This is a genomic window from Cecembia sp. (assembly GCF_007126775.1).
Taxonomy (GTDB): Bacteria; Bacteroidota; Bacteroidia; order Cytophagales; family Cyclobacteriaceae; genus Cecembia.
This window is the reverse complement of record NZ_SLAP01000142.1, coordinates 1-15712: the sequence shown is the minus strand read 5'-3', so window position 1 is coordinate 15712 and position 15712 is coordinate 1. Positions and strand designations below refer to the sequence as shown.

Genomic DNA, 15712 nt, shown 5'->3' with positions numbered 1-15712 from the left:
TAAATTTTTTATCTAAGAATATTGCAAATTAAAAACTAAAGTGATAAGTTGTAAACGAATTTAAACTTAAACACAGTTATGAGAGAACTAACAAGAGCAGAAGAGCAGATCATGCAGATCCTCTGGGACATCGAGAAAGGTTTCGTCAAAGATATCCTAGAAAAAATGTCAGAGCCAAAACCGGCGTACAACACTGTTTCAACCATTGTCCGTATTTTGGAAAGAAAAGGTTTTGTCAGCCATAAGGCTTATGGAAAATCACACGAATACTTCCCTATTGTATCTAAGGATGAGTATAGGAGTTTCTCCATCAAGAAATTATTGGGTGGTTACTTCAGTGACTCTTTCTCCAAATTGGCATCCTTCTTTGCAAAGGATAAAAATCTGGATGTAAAAGAAATCGAAAAGATTTTGAACGAAGTCAAGGAAGAATCCAAATAGCATAACATGGCTGTCTTTTTGGATTATATCTGGTTGAGTACGTTCAGTATGTTGGTTTTTTATGGGATTTATTGCTTATTCCTGAAAAACGAAAAAACATTGATGCTTAGCCGGGTATACCTTTTGGTCAGTCCTGTATTGGCTTTGCTTATGCCTTTGGTTAACATTCCGGTTAATTTTGCAAAGCCAAGTGTATCTTTAGAACAAACACAATTTTATCGGGCGCTTGCCATTGAGGAGGCGCCCGATGACTTTGTAGCCACTTTTGGACTCCCTGAAATAACCATACAGGGCTCCAAACTCCCTGTACTTTGGACAGGGAAAGATTACGTTATCCTTTTTTATCTTGCAATTTTATTTTTGTTGTCATTAAGGTTGGGCTGGATTTTTATTCAAATGAGAATGCTCAAGGAAAAAGGTTGGTACCAAACGCGATATAATCTCAAATATGGGTTCTTTCTGATTCCAACATTTGGCTTATCCCCTATCTTCTCCTATTTCGATAAATTATTCTGGGATGACTCCCAGAATTTAAAGAAGGAAGAAGAAGAACAGATATTGACCCACGAAATTGAACATATCAAGCAGGGACATACTTATGATCTGCTGTTTTATCAGTTATTGACCACCGTTTTTTGGTTTAATCCAGGAATCCATTTGCTGCGGTCTGCCTTGATTGATGTACATGAGTACCTTGCGGATGAAGGAGTCTTTCGTCTAGCGTTAGACAAAACTTCATATCCCAAACTTGTCGTTAAAATGGCTTTCAAAGGGATAGATTTGCCTATAGGAAGTTATTTTTCCCGTTCAACCACACTGAAAAGAATTTTAATGATGAAAAAATCATCCAAGAAAAACTGGATAAAAACTTTCATGGTTTTTCCGCTCTCTTTTTTGTTAATGGCTTTGGTGTCTATGAAAACTGAAAGGGGTTTGGGATTCTTTTCCAGCAATATTACCTCAAACTTAGAGGATATCAGGACCCGGCTGATCGCTTCACAGGATTCCTTGGATGTACATGTAAAAGTAAAAAGGATTCAAAACCCTCAACATTATGAACTGATTGGGAAATGGGATGAGGGAAAATTACAAGCACAGATTGGAGAATTACTATATGAATTTTCTGATATCCATTCTGAGGAAGAATACATCAAAGTCAGGGGGCTTATCAAGGCCTTGAAAGGCACCTCAGTCCACTATAAAGATTATACTGGAGCATTCAAGAGGTATGAGGTAGATGAACCTGCCAGGCCAAATGAAGGAATGTCAGTATGGCACCAGAACATAATGCAGGAGATAGAGCTTCCCAAAAGGGAATTAGAACTTGGCTTGGGTGGTGTGTTACAGGTTGAATTTTTAGTGGACGAACAAGGAAAGGTTCTCAGACCTGCCATTAAAAGTAGTTTTGGTGGTGGATTGGATGAAAAGGTACTTCAGCTCATTGAAGAAGAAAAGTTGTATTGGATTCCCGCAAAAAAGCAAGGTAAAGCAGTAACTAGCATTCAGGCAGTTTCTTTCGCTTTTTATCCTGCACAGCAGACCGCCATGAATTCGGCCCATACCTTCTTCAGGCCGACAGTAGGAACCTCTGTTAATCAGCCTCAAGCACAAAAACAAGAGGATGTTTTTGATGTAGTGGAAAATGCTCCAGAGTTTAAAGGGGGAATACAGGCTTTTCATACATATATTAGTAAAAACATGAACTATCCAGAGACTGCTATATCGAATGGTATCGAGGGTACAGTTTATCTGGCATTTGTCATCAATCAGGAAGGTCAGGTTGAAGGGCCGGAAATCCTTAGGGGAGTTGGTTTTGGGTTGGACGAAGAAGCCCTACGCCTGATCAGTGAGAGCCCTAAATGGAATCCTGGCTACCAAAGAGGTCAAGCTGTCAAAGTACGCATGAGGTTGCCAGTTCGGTTTAAGTTATCCAATGCCATTGCTTCACAACATACCGGTAAAGAGGGATATCAGGAAAGCCAGATTGACTTAAATAGCAAACCCACTCCTGCTTTCCAGGAATACATGAGGCGCAATCTCAAATATCCGATTGAAGCCAGAGAAGCTGAAACTACAGGTATGGTTAAGGCCAAGTTGAAACTGGATAATAAAGGGAATATCAAAGAAATTGGCATTGTTGAAAGTTCTTCAGAAGTTCTGTCTGAGGAAGTATCAAGGGTTTTAAAACTAAATAAGGAACCATGGCTGGTAGATGGCTCAGCTTCCGGTTATGAGGTTCAGGTACCTGTAACTTTTCAGCTGGCTCATCTACCAAAACCGCTCAAGAGTAATTTGGCCCATGAAATAGTAGTTACCGGGTATAATGCAATGGGTAAGGAGACAAAGCCAAAAATAAAAGAGTTTGCTCCCACTTGGACTATTCATGGTGAGCCCGGAGGAATTCAGCTATCCAAAAACAATCCTTCCCAAAATGTTGTCTTTGTCATTGACGGTGAAGTGAGACATGGTTTTGTTCCAAATCAGGACTTAAAGCCCAAGGATATCAAGTATCTTGAAATCGTAAAAGGAGAAAAAGCCATGGAATTGGTTCCTTTGTACGGTGAAAAAGCGGTCAACGGAGTGATCCTGATTCAAACAAAAGATTAAAAGAGAAAGGCGGCCTCCCAAAGCCCCCGTATTTTGGCTTTTGGGAGGCAGCTGTTTTTTATTTCAAGTTCAGTTTTCCCTGGGATACACCAAATAGATTGGCCATTCGGTAAAGTATTCTGGCTCCTACATTGCCATCCCACTCGTCTCCTTCAGGTCCCGGTGCGACTTCCACGAGGTCAAATCCTATTATTTTTTTCCCTGAGCGTACTACCTGTTTCATTAGGTATAGTATCTGTTCCATTTCAAATCCACCTGCTACCGGTGTTCCAGTATGGGGACAAAGCTTTGGATCAAAACCATCAATATCAATACTGATATATACCTCCTCAGGTAGCTTGTCAACAATGTCATCACAGATGATTTTCCAAGCTTTCCCTTCATACATGTCTTCCTTGATATCCTTATCATAAAAAGTAATGATCCTGTTGTTTTCTTTGGCCATGATGGCTTCTTCTTCACAATAATCCCTTATGCCTACTTGTACCAATTTACTTATCTGAGGGAATTTAAGGGCATTATACGCGATAGAGGCATGAGAAAATTCAAAATTTTCAAACGCTTTTCTCAAGTCTGCATGGGCATCAATTTGAAGAACCCCAAAACTTGTATGTGCTTCAGATAAGGCCTTGATCAACCCTAAAGGAGTACTGTGGTCTCCTCCAAGAAGTGCTACAATTTTCCCCATTTCTCTGTATTTTTTGGCTTCGTCATACACCCAATTTTGCATTTCCATGCAGGCTTTGTTGATTATTTCCGGAACTGCGGCAAACCTTTCGGTTTCTATTTCGGGCGACCCAGCTTCAAGCCAGGCAATATAGTTTCTAGCCAATATTCTGTAATTACTGCTTAGTGTAGCAATCTGGTCAGGGATTGGTGACATATAAATACCCATCTTCCATGCATCATGAATATCATCCTGAAACAAATCTACTTGATATGAGGCTTTAAGAATAGCCTCTGGACCATCTGCGGTACCGGGTGAATAAGAAACTGTGACTTCCCATGGTACAGGAATAATGATCAGTTCTGCGGTTTCTTCGCCGAATGGCAATCCAAAAATACCCTCCTTTGTGCTGATAACATTGGGATTGAATTGTTCAATAATTTTATGCTTTAAAGACATATTGTGACTATAAGTTTAAAATAATTACAAGTATTCCAATTTACAAAATGACCTCTGCCAAATAACCGGTATTCTTTCCGATGGCATCCCATTTGTCCAGATAGATGGCTATTTTCACCATCATTCCAGGTTTCAAATTTATAAAAGATTCGGAGGATAGGTAGGCAGCCAATGCAGAAATCCCGGGATTATGGGCAACCACCAGAAGATACCTCACATCAGAGGGAGTCCTATTGATCAGTTCAAGCATTACGGAAGGATCCGCCTCATAGAGTTCATTGAGTTGGACAAGTTTTTTGGTTGGAGCGGCTTTGGTGATGATCTCAGCGGTCTGTAAGGTTCTTGTCGAACTGCTGCAAAGCGCCAAGTCAAATTCTACGTCATTTATTTGAAGGGTATGGGAAAGTCTTTCCAGTTGTTTTTTTCCTTCCAGGGTGAGGGATCTGGAATGATCCAATCCATAACCTGAAGCGGGTGCAGCTTCTCCATGTCTAAGTAGGAACAAAACTTTATTAATCTCCATAATTCAAACAAGAATTCTTATACAATCTTACGAAATAATTGTGCTAAAGATCAGATCAAATGGATGTAAATTTGGATAGCAATATATTGCCGTCTATTTTTAGGTTTTTAATAGGATGGTTTTAAAGAGGCCATACTGCAAAATAGAGCAAATTATGTCAAAAAATTTAGTCATCGTGGAGTCGCCTGCCAAGGCAAAAACCATTGAAGGATATTTGGGAAAGGATTATAAAGTGGTCTCCAGTTATGGCCATGTAAGGGATTTGCCCAAGGGGGATAAAGCGATCGATATTCAAAATAGGTTCAAACCAACTTACGAAGTTACAGCCGATAAGAAAGAGGTTATCAAGCAACTAAAGAGTCTTGTAAAAGATGCAGAAACCGTTTTCCTGGCAAGTGATGATGACCGGGAGGGTGAAGCCATTTCCTGGCATTTAAAGGAGGTTTTGAATTTAAAGGATGAAAATACAAGAAGGATTGTTTTTAGGGAAATCACTAAAAATGCCATCACAAGGGCCATTGAGAATCCTAGGAAAATTGACATTGACCTGGTCAATGCCCAGCAGGCAAGAAGAATATTGGACCGGTTGGTAGGATTTGAATTATCCCCTATCCTATGGAAAAAAATAAAAACAGGACTTTCTGCCGGAAGGGTACAATCAGTAGCCGTCAGGTTGATTGTAGAGCGGGAAAGGGAGATTGAAAAATTCAAAGCCAAATCCTCTTTTAGGATAACCGCGCAATTTGAGATCAAGGGAAAAACCCTTAATGCTGAACTGCCCAAGAAATTTGCTACTGAAGAGGAAGCAGATGAGTTTCTTAAAAAATGCCTTGCAGCAGAATTCAACATAGAAAATCTGGAAACCAAGCCAGGTAAAAAAACACCTGCAGCCCCTTTTACTACCTCTACCTTGCAACAGGAGGCCAGTAGGAAGCTTTACTTTTCTGTAGCGCAGACCATGTCGGTTGCACAAAAGTTATACGAAGCGGGAAAAATTACCTACATGAGGACTGATAGTGTAAACCTCTCAGAGGATGCCATGCAGTCTGCAAAAAATGAAATCCTTTCAGCTTATGGAGCAGAATTCCATGAGCCAAGAAAATACAGTTCCAAATCGGAAGGTGCGCAGGAGGCCCATGAAGCCATTCGTCCTACAGATTTTTCAAAACATGAAGTAAATGGGGATAGAAATGAGCAAAGACTCTATGAATTGATCTGGAAACGTGCCATTGCTTCCCAAATGGCTGATGCCAAATTGGAGAAAACGGTGGCTACAATTGGTATTTCTTCTACGGATGAAAAATTGACTGCCAGTGGAGAGGTGATCAAGTTTGAAGGCTTTTTGAAAGTTTATCTGGAAAGTACAGATGATGAGCCTGAAGATGAGGAAAGTGGAAACAAAGGCCTGCTACCTCCTTTGAATATTGGTGATGTACTTGACCTTTTGGAAATGAAAGGTAGAGAATCATTTACCAGGCCTGCACCAAGGTATACGGAGGCCTCCTTGGTTAAAAAATTGGAGGAACTGGGGATTGGAAGGCCGTCTACCTATGCACCGACGATTTCCACCATACAAAAGCGGGACTATGTGGTCAAAGAATCCAGGGATGGTACAGAAAGGAAGTACCTGGAAATGAAAATTGATAAAAAAACTTTTTCCAAAAGCGAAAAAACCGAAATAACAGGTGCTGATAAAAACAAACTGTTTCCTACGAATATAGCCATGGTTGTCAATGACTTTCTGGTAGAGCACTTTCCTAATGTGATTGATTTTTCGTTTACTGCAAAAGTAGAAAAGGAATTTGACGACATTGCGCATGGTGGACAGGTTTGGCAAGATATGATTGACAACTTCTATGGAAAGTTTCATACCCGGGTAGAAGAAACAGCCAATGTAGCCAGAGCTGATGTGAACAGTGCCCGTGAATTAGGTAAAGATCCTAAAACAGGTAAACCTGTCATCGCCAGATTGGGTAAATTTGGTCCTCTTGTACAAATTGGTGAACAGGAAGATGAAGAAAAGCAGTTTGCAAGTATGAAAAAAGGGCAGTTTATTGAAAATATCAGCCTGGATGATGCCCTTGAATTGTTTAAGCTTCCCCGGGATGTAGGCATGTTTGAAGACAAAAAGATGGTTGCCGGAGTTGGAAGATTTGGTCCATATATCCGGCATGACGGAAAATTTGTTTCTCTCAAGAAGGAACAGGATCCATTGGCCATTACGGAAGAGGAATCCATTCAACTTATTTTAGAAAAGCGGGAAGCAGATGAGAAAAAACACATCAAAACTTTTGAAGAAAACCCGGAAATCCAGATTCTCAACGGCCGATGGGGACCTTATATTAAATTTGGGAAAAATAATTTTAAAATACCAAAGGACAAGGAAGCTGAAAGTTTGACTTATACAGAAACAGTTGAAATCATTGAAAATCAGCCTGTTAAAAAATCAGGAAGATTTACAAAAAAGAAAGCATAAACTATGAGGCGGTACTAAAAAGTACCGCTTTTTTATTTGAATTTTCTCTCTATTCCTATTAGATTGAGACAAATATGGGAATGAAAAAACTGGTTGTATTGACAGGAGCCGGAATCTCAGCTGAAAGCGGTATCAGTACTTTTAGGGATGCAGGGGGATTGTGGGAAGGTCATGATATCATGGAAGTTGCTTCACCGGAGGGCTGGCGGAAAAACAGCGCGCTGGTTCTTGACTTTTATAATAAAAGAAGGGAGCAGGCCCTGAAATGTCATCCGAATGAGGCACATAAAGAATTGGCCAGGTTAGAAGAATTTTTTGACGTCACCATCATTACGCAGAATGTAGACAATCTTCACGAAAAAGCAGGTTCCAGTAAAGTTATACACTTGCACGGGGAACTGTTCAAATCACAGAGTACAGCAGACCCGAACCTGATATATGATATAGAAGGATGGCAAATCAATTTGGGAGACAAATGTGAAAGAGGAAGTCAGCTCAGGCCTTATATAGTTTGGTTTGGTGAATTGGTTCCTATGATGGAACCGGCTATTGAAGTATCTGTAGAAGCGGATATATTTGCTGTCATAGGAACTTCCATGATGGTTTATCCGGCAGCTGGCCTGATCCAATACACCGGGAGGAGTATTCCGAAGTACATCATAGACGTTAAAATTCCGCAAACAGGCGCTCTGGAAAACATCCGGGAAATAGAGGCCCCTGCTTCTAAGGGAACCAAAATAATGGCAGAAGAAATCAAAAAACAATATGGCTAAAAGAATTGCTGTAATTGGAACCGGTCCATCAGGAATCACCGCAATTAAAAACCTTTTGGATGAAGGAATGGAAGTAATCGCTTTTGATAAAAACAGGGATGTCGGTGGCAATTGGATTTATTCAGAAGATGAGTCCCATTCCAGTGTTTTTGAAACTACCCACATTATCAGTTCCAAAACCCTCTCTCAGTATGCGGATTTCACTTTTGATGATTTTGACCCACAGGCAGCTGATTATCCTTCACATGATGAGCTCAGAAGGTATTTTCAGGCATATGCAAGTCATTTTGACCTATATCCTCACATTCGGTTTAATACCATCGTGGTGCATTGCAAATGGTTAAGTGACCAGGAATGGGAGGTAGAAACAGAAACGGAGGGGATCAGGTCTATCGAAAAGTTCACAGACCTTGTAGTCTGTAATGGGCATCATTGGAATCCTAGATGGCCTGCTTACCCCGGAGAATTCACAGGGGAATTCCTTCATTCTCATCAATTTAAGAAAGCTGCACCATTTAAAGGCAAGCGTGTATTGGTAATCGGAGGAGGCAATTCGGCCTGCGATGTGGCTGTAGAGACAAGTCGCGTGAGTGAGATGACAGCAATATCCTGGAGAAGAGGATACCGTATAATCCCCAAGTTTTTTTTCGGCAAACCCTCTGATAAAATCGGAGAAAAGAGAGCTTGGATACCCATGAAAATAAGAAGTTTTTTCTTTGATCTGCTACTCAAAGTCATGGTTGGAGATAACTCACTTTACGGTCTCAGGAAAGTGGAAAGCAAATTTGGGGAAATCCACCCCACTATCAATGATGAATTGCTTTACAAAATCAGGCATGGAAAGGTAAAGCCCAGATTGGATATCCAAAGGTTCGATGGCAAAAAGGTAGTTTATGAAGATGGGCAGGAAGAAGAATATGACAGTATCATTGCCTGTACAGGGTATTACCTTTCCCACCCTTTCTTTGACAAAGATTTTCTGGATTACAGTTCGGGTCCTGTCCCACTTTACCTGAAAATGTTCCACCCAAAATACCTAAACCTGTATTTTATAGGAATGTTCCAACCTTTAGGCTGTATTTGGCCTGGGGCCGAATTGCAGTCCAAAATTATGGCTAGGGAATTGGCAGGAAAATGGAAAAGACCCAATAATACTCCTGAACGCGGTGAGCTGGAAGTCAAAAATCCGCATTACCGACAGATTGACACACCCAGACACACCATTACTGTGGATTTTCATAGATTTAGAAAAGACCTGCTCAAGCATCTCCCTAAAAATTATGTATCCAAAGAGCCAGTGGTTATTAAGAATTAATATCCAAGGAGAAAGCTGTAGGATTGAAAAATGTCGGCTATAGTGAACTAGGATTCAGTACCAAATACCAAGTTTGGTCAAGTAGCTTCTCAAAACTTGCAATTTCAAGAAGGAATTTTATTTACAATATTTATCCAAGGCTTCCTGCGCATCTGTAAAATTCAATCTTACCGCTGCCCTGAGGTCTTCACAGCCTGATTTTTTTCTATCCGTGGCTATTTTCAACATGCCTCTGTAGTAATATGCAATATCAAAATTCTTGTCCATTTTGATAGCAGTACTGTAATCCTTATAAGCTTCATTGGTATTTCCAATTTGATGCAAGGCCCGTCCTTTCATAAAATAGGCCATAGCCGGTGCACCGGGAATTTCTACGGCATAGTCTGCATATAGAAGCGCATTATTGTGCTTTTTTTGTTTTTGGTACAGATTGGCCAAACCTAGTAGCACCTGGAAATTTTTTTTGTCCTGCTCCAGAGCTGCAAGAAAATCCCTTTCTGCTTGATCAAACTGTCCCAATTCCTCATAAGAACGGCCTCTATTATAAAGTGCTTTGACATTTTTAGGCTTTGAGGCCAAAAAGTTGTCATAAGCTTTTATTGCCTCTTCATACGCTCCTTTATCAAATAATTCATCTCCTTTATTGGATTCACCGCTTGAACAGGAAAACACCAACATGATGCCAATAAGGGCAGCACCTACCCATTGAAATAATCTCATTTAAGTAATTGATTTTTAAACGGCTACATTATTTTCTCTCAATGCATCATTTAAGGATGTTTTCAGATCCGTAGAGGCTTTCCTTTGGCCAATTATCAGGGCACATGGAACGTGAAACTCTCCGGCAGGAAATTTTTTGGTAAGGGATCCCGGGATGACTACCGATCTTTCGGGAACATATCCTTTATATTCTTTTGGTTCGGAACCTGTCACATCAATAATTTTTGAGCTTGCGGTCAAGGTTACTCCGGCACCGACCACTGCTTCTTTCCCAATTCTGACTCCTTCAACGATAATGGCTCTTGAACCGATAAAAGCACCATCCTCTATTATTACGGGCGCAGCTTGAACAGGTTCCAATACTCCGCCTATTCCTACACCACCACTGAGGTGAACATTTTTACCAATCTGGGCACAAGAACCCACAGTAGCCCAGGTATCAACCATCGTGCCACTATCTACATAGGCCCCAATATTTACGTAAGAAGGCATCATTACCACACCCTTTGCCAAGTATGCACCATATCTTGCCACTGCATGTGGCACTACCCTTACACCTTGCTTGGCATAATTGGTTTTTAGCGCCATTTTATCATGGAATTCAAAAGGGCCTACCTCTATAGTATGCATCTTTTGAATGGGGAAATACAAGATTACTGCCTTTTTAACCCAATCATTCACTTGCCACATACTGTTGCCCAAGGGCTCAGCAACCCTGACTGCTCCTGTATCCAGGTCGCTGATTACTGTTTTGATGGCGATTTCAACATCTTTTTCCTTTAACAAGGCCCTGTTTTCCCAGGCTTTTTCTATTATAGATTGTAATTCCATATTTTTGATCAAGTTCAGTATCCTTTAATGCAACAGATGTCAAAGCCCAAAATACTTATCGCCTCCATGCTCAAACCATTGAAAGATCCAAGGGCTTTTTACAGATTGGGCATTTCCTTGCGTGAAACAAATAAATACCGAATTAACATCATAGGATTTTCATTAAAAAAAGAATTCGGAGATAAAAATTTAAAATTTACCAGTTTGCCAGTTAGAAGTAGGAAAGGTTTTTCCAGAATATTTTCTGCCTTTGCTTTCTTCAGGATTTACCGTAAAGAAAGGCCTGCATTGAGCATTATCTGCACATGGGAATTGATCCCTTTTGCTGTTTTCGGTAAGTGGCTGTATGGGGGTAAATTGGTCTATGATGTGCAGGAAAATTACGTGCAAAACATCAAATATAACCGGACAATGCAGGGCGTGCAAAGAGTATTCGCCAGATCCCTGTTGATTGCTGTAGAGCAGTCCGGAAAGCACTTCATTGATCACTTTATATTTTCTGAACAATGTTATATAAAAGAAAAGCCCTCTTTTCTACCATTTACAGTACTCGAAAATAAATTTCACACTGAGCAAGTTTCCCTCTTCAGGCAGAAAAAACTAAATTATCCCGGTATTCATATGTTAATTTCAGGCACCATTACAGAAGTTTATGGGACCATGGAGGCATTGCAATGGTTTTTGGAATTGCAGAAAAAATACCCAGAAATCCACTTGCATGTGATAGGGCATTGTCCCCTACCCGATTTTGGAATAGCATTACGGAAAGAAGCGGAAGGAGCGGTTAATGTAGTTTTGGAACTGGAGAATAGACCGGTGGCCTATCCCCTCATCTTAGAGGCTTACGCAAATGCAGACCTTGTACTTTTGCCGTATATGCAATTGCCCAGTATACGTGAAAAGATTCCCAGCAAACTTTATGAATGTATGGCTATTGGGGTTCCATTTCTCCATAGCCCAAACCCCCTTTGGACTTCTATAGCTGAAAAATACCAAGCGGGATTAGAAGTTGATTTTTCAAAAAGGGACCATGGCGGAGAAATCATGGCAAAGCTCCTGTCTACCACATTTTATATTAAGGCCTTTCCTTATGAAGCTTTTTGGGCCCACAAGGAAAAGGCACAATTGCAGGATTTGGTGAACCGGCTGATCAATTCCAAGCACTAGAATTTCAGGCTTAACCCCAATCCATTTCTTTGCATCCCAAATGACCATTCTTGCTTGGCCCCTTGGTTTGCATATGGCCTGCCTGCATTATAGGCCTCAGTAGCCAATTGTGCTTTTTTATTGTAGGCCAATGCAAATAAAACTCCCCCTGTCAATAAACCTGCACCTGCACCGACCCAACCCCATTCAATTGAGCCTCCAGCCAGTGCTCCGCCAAAACCGTAGCCAATAGCAAAGGAGCCTGGATAGGTAAAAACTCCTGCCATGGTTTTATTGGTCCTCGCCTTTTTGACAAGAGAATAAGCCTCATCATTGACTTTGGTAATCTCCAAAACTTCTTTCATTCTTAATCTTTGTCCGTTTTGAAAGAACTCGCCACTTCCAAAGCTTAGTGTATTTTCATAGGGGTTCTGTTGTTGTGCTTTTAATGAGAAAAACACTGCGATTAACAGAATGGTGGTAAGGGTTTTTTTCATATTTTTTTCAGAAAAGTATGAAAAAAACTAATTAGTAAATTCATTGGTTAAAAATTTATTTTTAACCCTTATCGGTCTGATATTTTTGTTCTCTTGTGAGAATTTCACAGGAAATTCCATCCTTTCTTCAAGTCCAAAAATTTATTCTCCTGGATATTTTTAGAGAAACCAATATATCTAATTTGGAAACTTGTTTACCGTTCACTTTTTATGCTGCCAGGCTCTTATTAATCACATTTAATGTGCTGACAATCTTTTAAATATGAAAAATTTTATAGAAGTAAAAATTTAAATTTAGATATATCTAAATTATAAATCACAGTAAAATTCAACTTATCCACAGCTCTTTTAGTCTTTTTAAAATTTATTTTTCGATTAGGCTAAAAAAGTTATATTTGCCCTAAAATTTCAAAAAATGATTAAATTTACCCCTGCTGAGGAAAGCTATCTCAAAGCCATTTACCATATTTCTGATGAAGGGAAAAGAACTGTTTCCACCAATGATATTTCTTTTCAGATGAAGACAAAGCCCGCCTCTGTGTCGGACATGTTACGCAGACTGGGCGAAAAGGAGGTCATCGAATACCGGAAATATTACGGGGTAAACATTACGGAGGAAGGAAAGAAGTTGGCCTTGCAGACTATCCGGAAACACCGGCTTTGGGAGGTTTTTTTGGTTGAAAAACTTCGCTTCTCCTGGGATGAGGTACATGAGGTGGCTGATGAATTGGAGCATGTCAAATCCAAGCTCTTGATCCAAAGGCTAGATGAATACCTGGGCTTCCCAAAGTTTGATCCCCACGGCGATCCCATACCTGATGAATATGGAGATGTCCGTGCCAGACCAAGACTGCCACTCACAGATTTGGAGCTACATGCCACTGGCCAAATTGTTGCTGTGAAAGACAGTTCTGCGGCCTTTTTAAAGTACCTGGATAAGGTCGGTGCTTATATTGGCGCACGAATCCGTGTGATGGAGAAAGTTGAATTTGACGGGTCGGTAGAGATTTCCGTGGACAATAAAAAGAATATTTTCATGTCTAAGGATGTGGCAGCGAATGTATTGGTGATGTTGTAGGGGATGCGACTTTTAGTTGTACCAAGTACTAAGTACAATGTACCAGGTAATGAAAATTAGTATAATAAAAAGTGGGATTTCGAATGTCGGATTTCGGAAATAAAGAATCCTGTAAATACTCTTCCTGATAGCTATAAGTTTTAAAAATATCTTTTGAAGTTTCACACTATGGAAAGGCTGTTCAGGTAATTAAGAGAATGAGATTTTGGGTCCAAAAATCTAAATTATCTGACAATTTAAATTCTTAGTACTTTGTACAAAGTAGTTTTGGAATAGATTTTGAAAGCAAATGAACTTGAAATACATTATTGTCGTTTTTTATTGTGATCTTAACCCTATTTAAAAAAGATGAAAAGATTGTTCTCATTTACATTTTTATTTTTACTCCTTGGTGGGATGGCCATGGCCCAGAAGAAAATCAACTGGTTGACCTTTGAAGAAGCAGCTGCCAAGACCCAGGAAAATCCAAAAATGGTATTTGTTGATGTGTACACGGATTGGTGTGGCTGGTGCAAGAAAATGGATAAAGAAACATTTTCCGATCCTGCGGTCGTTGCTTATATCAACGAGAACTTTTATCCGGTCAAGATGAATGCAGAGGACCAGAAAAGGAAGTACATGTTCCGTGGCAAAGAATATACGGATGCCTCCATGGCAAGTGTTATGCGTGTTCGCTCCTATCCTAACTTCGTAATTATGGACGCAAGTATGGAAAACATCACCCAATATCCCGGATACCGTCAACCAGAACCCTTTCTTACAGGACTTACCGGCATTTTAGATAAATTCGGTAAATAAAATCCATGAGTTTCTCCCTTCACGAAAAAGAAGACACCATTATCGCCTTGGCTACGCCACAGGGTGTCGGTGCCATTGCTGTTATCAGGCTTTCCGGTAAAGAAGCCATCAAGATCACCAATGCAGTTTTTAAGGGAAAAGACCTGGAAAAACAAGAATCCCATACCATTCACTTTGGCACCATCCGGGATGGGGATCGTATCATTGATGAGGTGTTGGTTTCTGTATTCATTGCCCCCAAATCCTTTACCAAGGAAAATATTGTGGAAATCTCCACGCATGGCTCCTCCTACATTGTTAACCAAGTAATCAAACTCCTGATACGTCAAGGAGCAAGACCTGCCAAACCGGGGGAGTTTACCCAAAGGGCATTCCTGAACGGGCAGTTTGACCTGGCCCAGGCGGAGGCTGTAGCTGATTTGATCCATTCCGATTCTGAAACCTCCCATCAGGCCGCCATCAATCAAATGCGTGGCGGATTCAGTGGAGAGATTTCGAAGCTTAGGGCCGAATTGATACACTTTGCCTCCATGATCGAACTGGAACTTGATTTTACAGAAGAAGACGTGGAATTTGCCAGCCGGGACGATCTGAGGATATTGGTGGAGAAGCTCCTTCTGGTAATTGAGCAATTGATTGCTTCTTTCGACCTGGGCAATGTGATCAAAAACGGGGTACCCACCGTTATTGCAGGTAAACCCAATGCCGGAAAGTCTACGCTATTGAATGCTTTGCTTAATGAAGAGAAGGCCATCGTTTCCGATATTGCCGGTACTACTCGTGATTTTATAGAAGATGAGATCAATATAGGTGGGGTCATCTTTCGGTTTATAGATACAGCTGGGCTGCGGGAAACCACCGATACCATTGAGGCCATCGGAGTAAGCCGGACCCAGGAAAAGATGAAGACGGCATCCTTGATTTTGTATTTATTCGATTTGGGTGATACGGATATGTTGGAGATCAACAGAGATATCAATAAATTGGAAAATTTGGGGGTTCCTTTCCTTAAAGTAGCCAATAAGATAGATAAGGCCAATGATCAATTTATCAGCGATTTAAAAGAAAAACATCCTGATACCATTTTTATTTCCGCCGGTCAAAAAGAAAACCTGGATTTGCTCAAAGACCGGATCATGGAACTGGTGAATCTGGACAAGTTCAGGACGGGCAATACCATCGTGACCAATATCCGGCATTACGATTCCCTGGTCAAAACCAGACAATCACTTCTGGATGTCCTGACCGGCCTTGACCAACACATCACCAACGACTTTCTGGCCATGGATATCCGCAGATCTTTGCATTACCTCGGCGAAATTACAGGAGAGATTACGACCGATGATTTATTGGCGAATATCTTTTCGAAGTTTTGTATCGG

Annotated in this window: 14 protein-coding genes; 9 read left to right on the top strand and 5 right to left on the bottom strand. The window is 40.6% G+C overall.

Annotation, left to right across the window (positions count from 1 at the left end; all coding sequences use genetic code 11):
* The first annotated feature begins 78 nt into the window (after positions 1–78).
* Together QZT73_RS09695 and QZT73_RS09690 are read left to right on the top strand one after the other, a co-directional pair.
* On the top strand, positions 79–441 hold the full coding sequence (locus tag QZT73_RS09695; RefSeq protein WP_291781822.1) for a BlaI/MecI/CopY family transcriptional regulator: 363 nt from the start codon (positions 79–81) through the stop codon (positions 439–441).
* A 6-nt stretch (positions 442–447) separates the two neighbouring features.
* Positions 448–3048 carry a TonB family protein gene (locus QZT73_RS09690; RefSeq protein ID WP_291787848.1) on the top strand — a complete coding sequence of 867 codons (2601 nt, stop codon included), beginning with the start codon at positions 448–450 and terminating at the stop codon, positions 3046–3048.
* Between the two features lie 58 nt (positions 3049–3106).
* Here the strand turns inward: QZT73_RS09690 and QZT73_RS09685 are convergent, their stop codons facing one another.
* Complete coding sequence (locus tag QZT73_RS09685; protein ID WP_291782151.1) at positions 3107–4174, bottom strand: agmatinase family protein; 1068 nt, start codon at positions 4172–4174, stop codon at positions 3107–3109.
* A gap of 40 nt (positions 4175–4214) precedes the next feature.
* Positions 4215–4697, bottom strand: a complete 483-nt coding sequence (locus tag QZT73_RS09680; protein WP_291787846.1) for a histidine phosphatase family protein — start codon at positions 4695–4697, stop codon at positions 4215–4217.
* Positions 4698–4851: 154 nt separating this feature from the next.
* Between QZT73_RS09680 and topA the strand changes: the two genes are divergently transcribed.
* From topA to QZT73_RS09665, 3 genes are all read left to right on the top strand, one after another.
* Positions 4852–7173, top strand: a complete 2322-nt coding sequence (topA, locus tag QZT73_RS09675; RefSeq protein WP_291787843.1) for a type I DNA topoisomerase — start codon at positions 4852–4854, stop codon at positions 7171–7173.
* Positions 7174–7253: 80 nt separating this feature from the next.
* On the top strand, positions 7254–7946 hold the full coding sequence (locus QZT73_RS09670; protein ID WP_291782143.1) for an NAD-dependent deacylase: 693 nt from the start codon (positions 7254–7256) through the stop codon (positions 7944–7946).
* Positions 7939–9261 carry an NAD(P)-binding domain-containing protein gene (locus QZT73_RS09665; protein ID WP_291787841.1) on the top strand — a complete coding sequence of 441 codons (1323 nt, stop codon included), beginning with the start codon at positions 7939–7941 and terminating at the stop codon, positions 9259–9261. The genes QZT73_RS09670 and QZT73_RS09665 overlap by 8 nt, the downstream gene beginning before the upstream one ends.
* A 117-nt stretch (positions 9262–9378) precedes the next feature.
* Here the strand turns inward: QZT73_RS09665 and QZT73_RS09660 are convergent, their stop codons facing one another.
* Together QZT73_RS09660 and QZT73_RS09655 are read right to left on the bottom strand one after the other, a co-directional pair.
* A complete protein-coding gene (locus QZT73_RS09660) occupies positions 9379–9981 on the bottom strand; it encodes a tetratricopeptide repeat protein (protein ID WP_291777103.1) in 603 nt (200 codons plus the stop codon).
* 15 nt (positions 9982–9996) lie between these two features.
* Positions 9997–10812, bottom strand: coding sequence for a 2,3,4,5-tetrahydropyridine-2,6-dicarboxylate N-succinyltransferase (locus QZT73_RS09655; RefSeq protein ID WP_291777104.1), 816 nt, complete (start codon positions 10810–10812; stop codon positions 9997–9999).
* Between the two features lie 36 nt (positions 10813–10848).
* Between QZT73_RS09655 and QZT73_RS09650 the strand changes: the two genes are divergently transcribed.
* The gene (locus QZT73_RS09650; RefSeq protein WP_291787839.1) at positions 10849–11979 is read left to right on the top strand and encodes a glycosyltransferase; all 1131 of its coding nucleotides are present in this window, start codon (positions 10849–10851) and stop codon (positions 11977–11979) included.
* Here the strand turns inward: QZT73_RS09650 and QZT73_RS09645 are convergent.
* A complete protein-coding gene (locus QZT73_RS09645; RefSeq protein ID WP_291777107.1) occupies positions 11976–12455 on the bottom strand; it encodes a hypothetical protein in 480 nt (159 codons plus the stop codon). The genes QZT73_RS09650 and QZT73_RS09645 overlap by 4 nt on opposite strands.
* Before the next feature lie 415 nt (positions 12456–12870).
* On the opposite strand from QZT73_RS09645, the gene QZT73_RS09640 reads away from it, so the two are divergent.
* From QZT73_RS09640 to mnmE, 3 genes are all read left to right on the top strand, one after another.
* Entirely contained in the window at positions 12871–13533 is a 663-nt protein-coding gene (locus QZT73_RS09640) for a metal-dependent transcriptional regulator (RefSeq protein ID WP_291787837.1), read from the top strand.
* A 348-nt stretch (positions 13534–13881) separates the two neighbouring features.
* Entirely contained in the window at positions 13882–14331 is a 450-nt protein-coding gene (locus tag QZT73_RS09635; protein ID WP_291777109.1) for a thioredoxin fold domain-containing protein, read from the top strand.
* A gap of 5 nt (positions 14332–14336) precedes the next feature.
* Positions 14337–15712, top strand: a 1376-nt coding sequence (gene mnmE / locus QZT73_RS09630; protein WP_291787834.1) for a tRNA uridine-5-carboxymethylaminomethyl(34) synthesis GTPase MnmE, incomplete at its 3' end; no start/stop codon positions are given.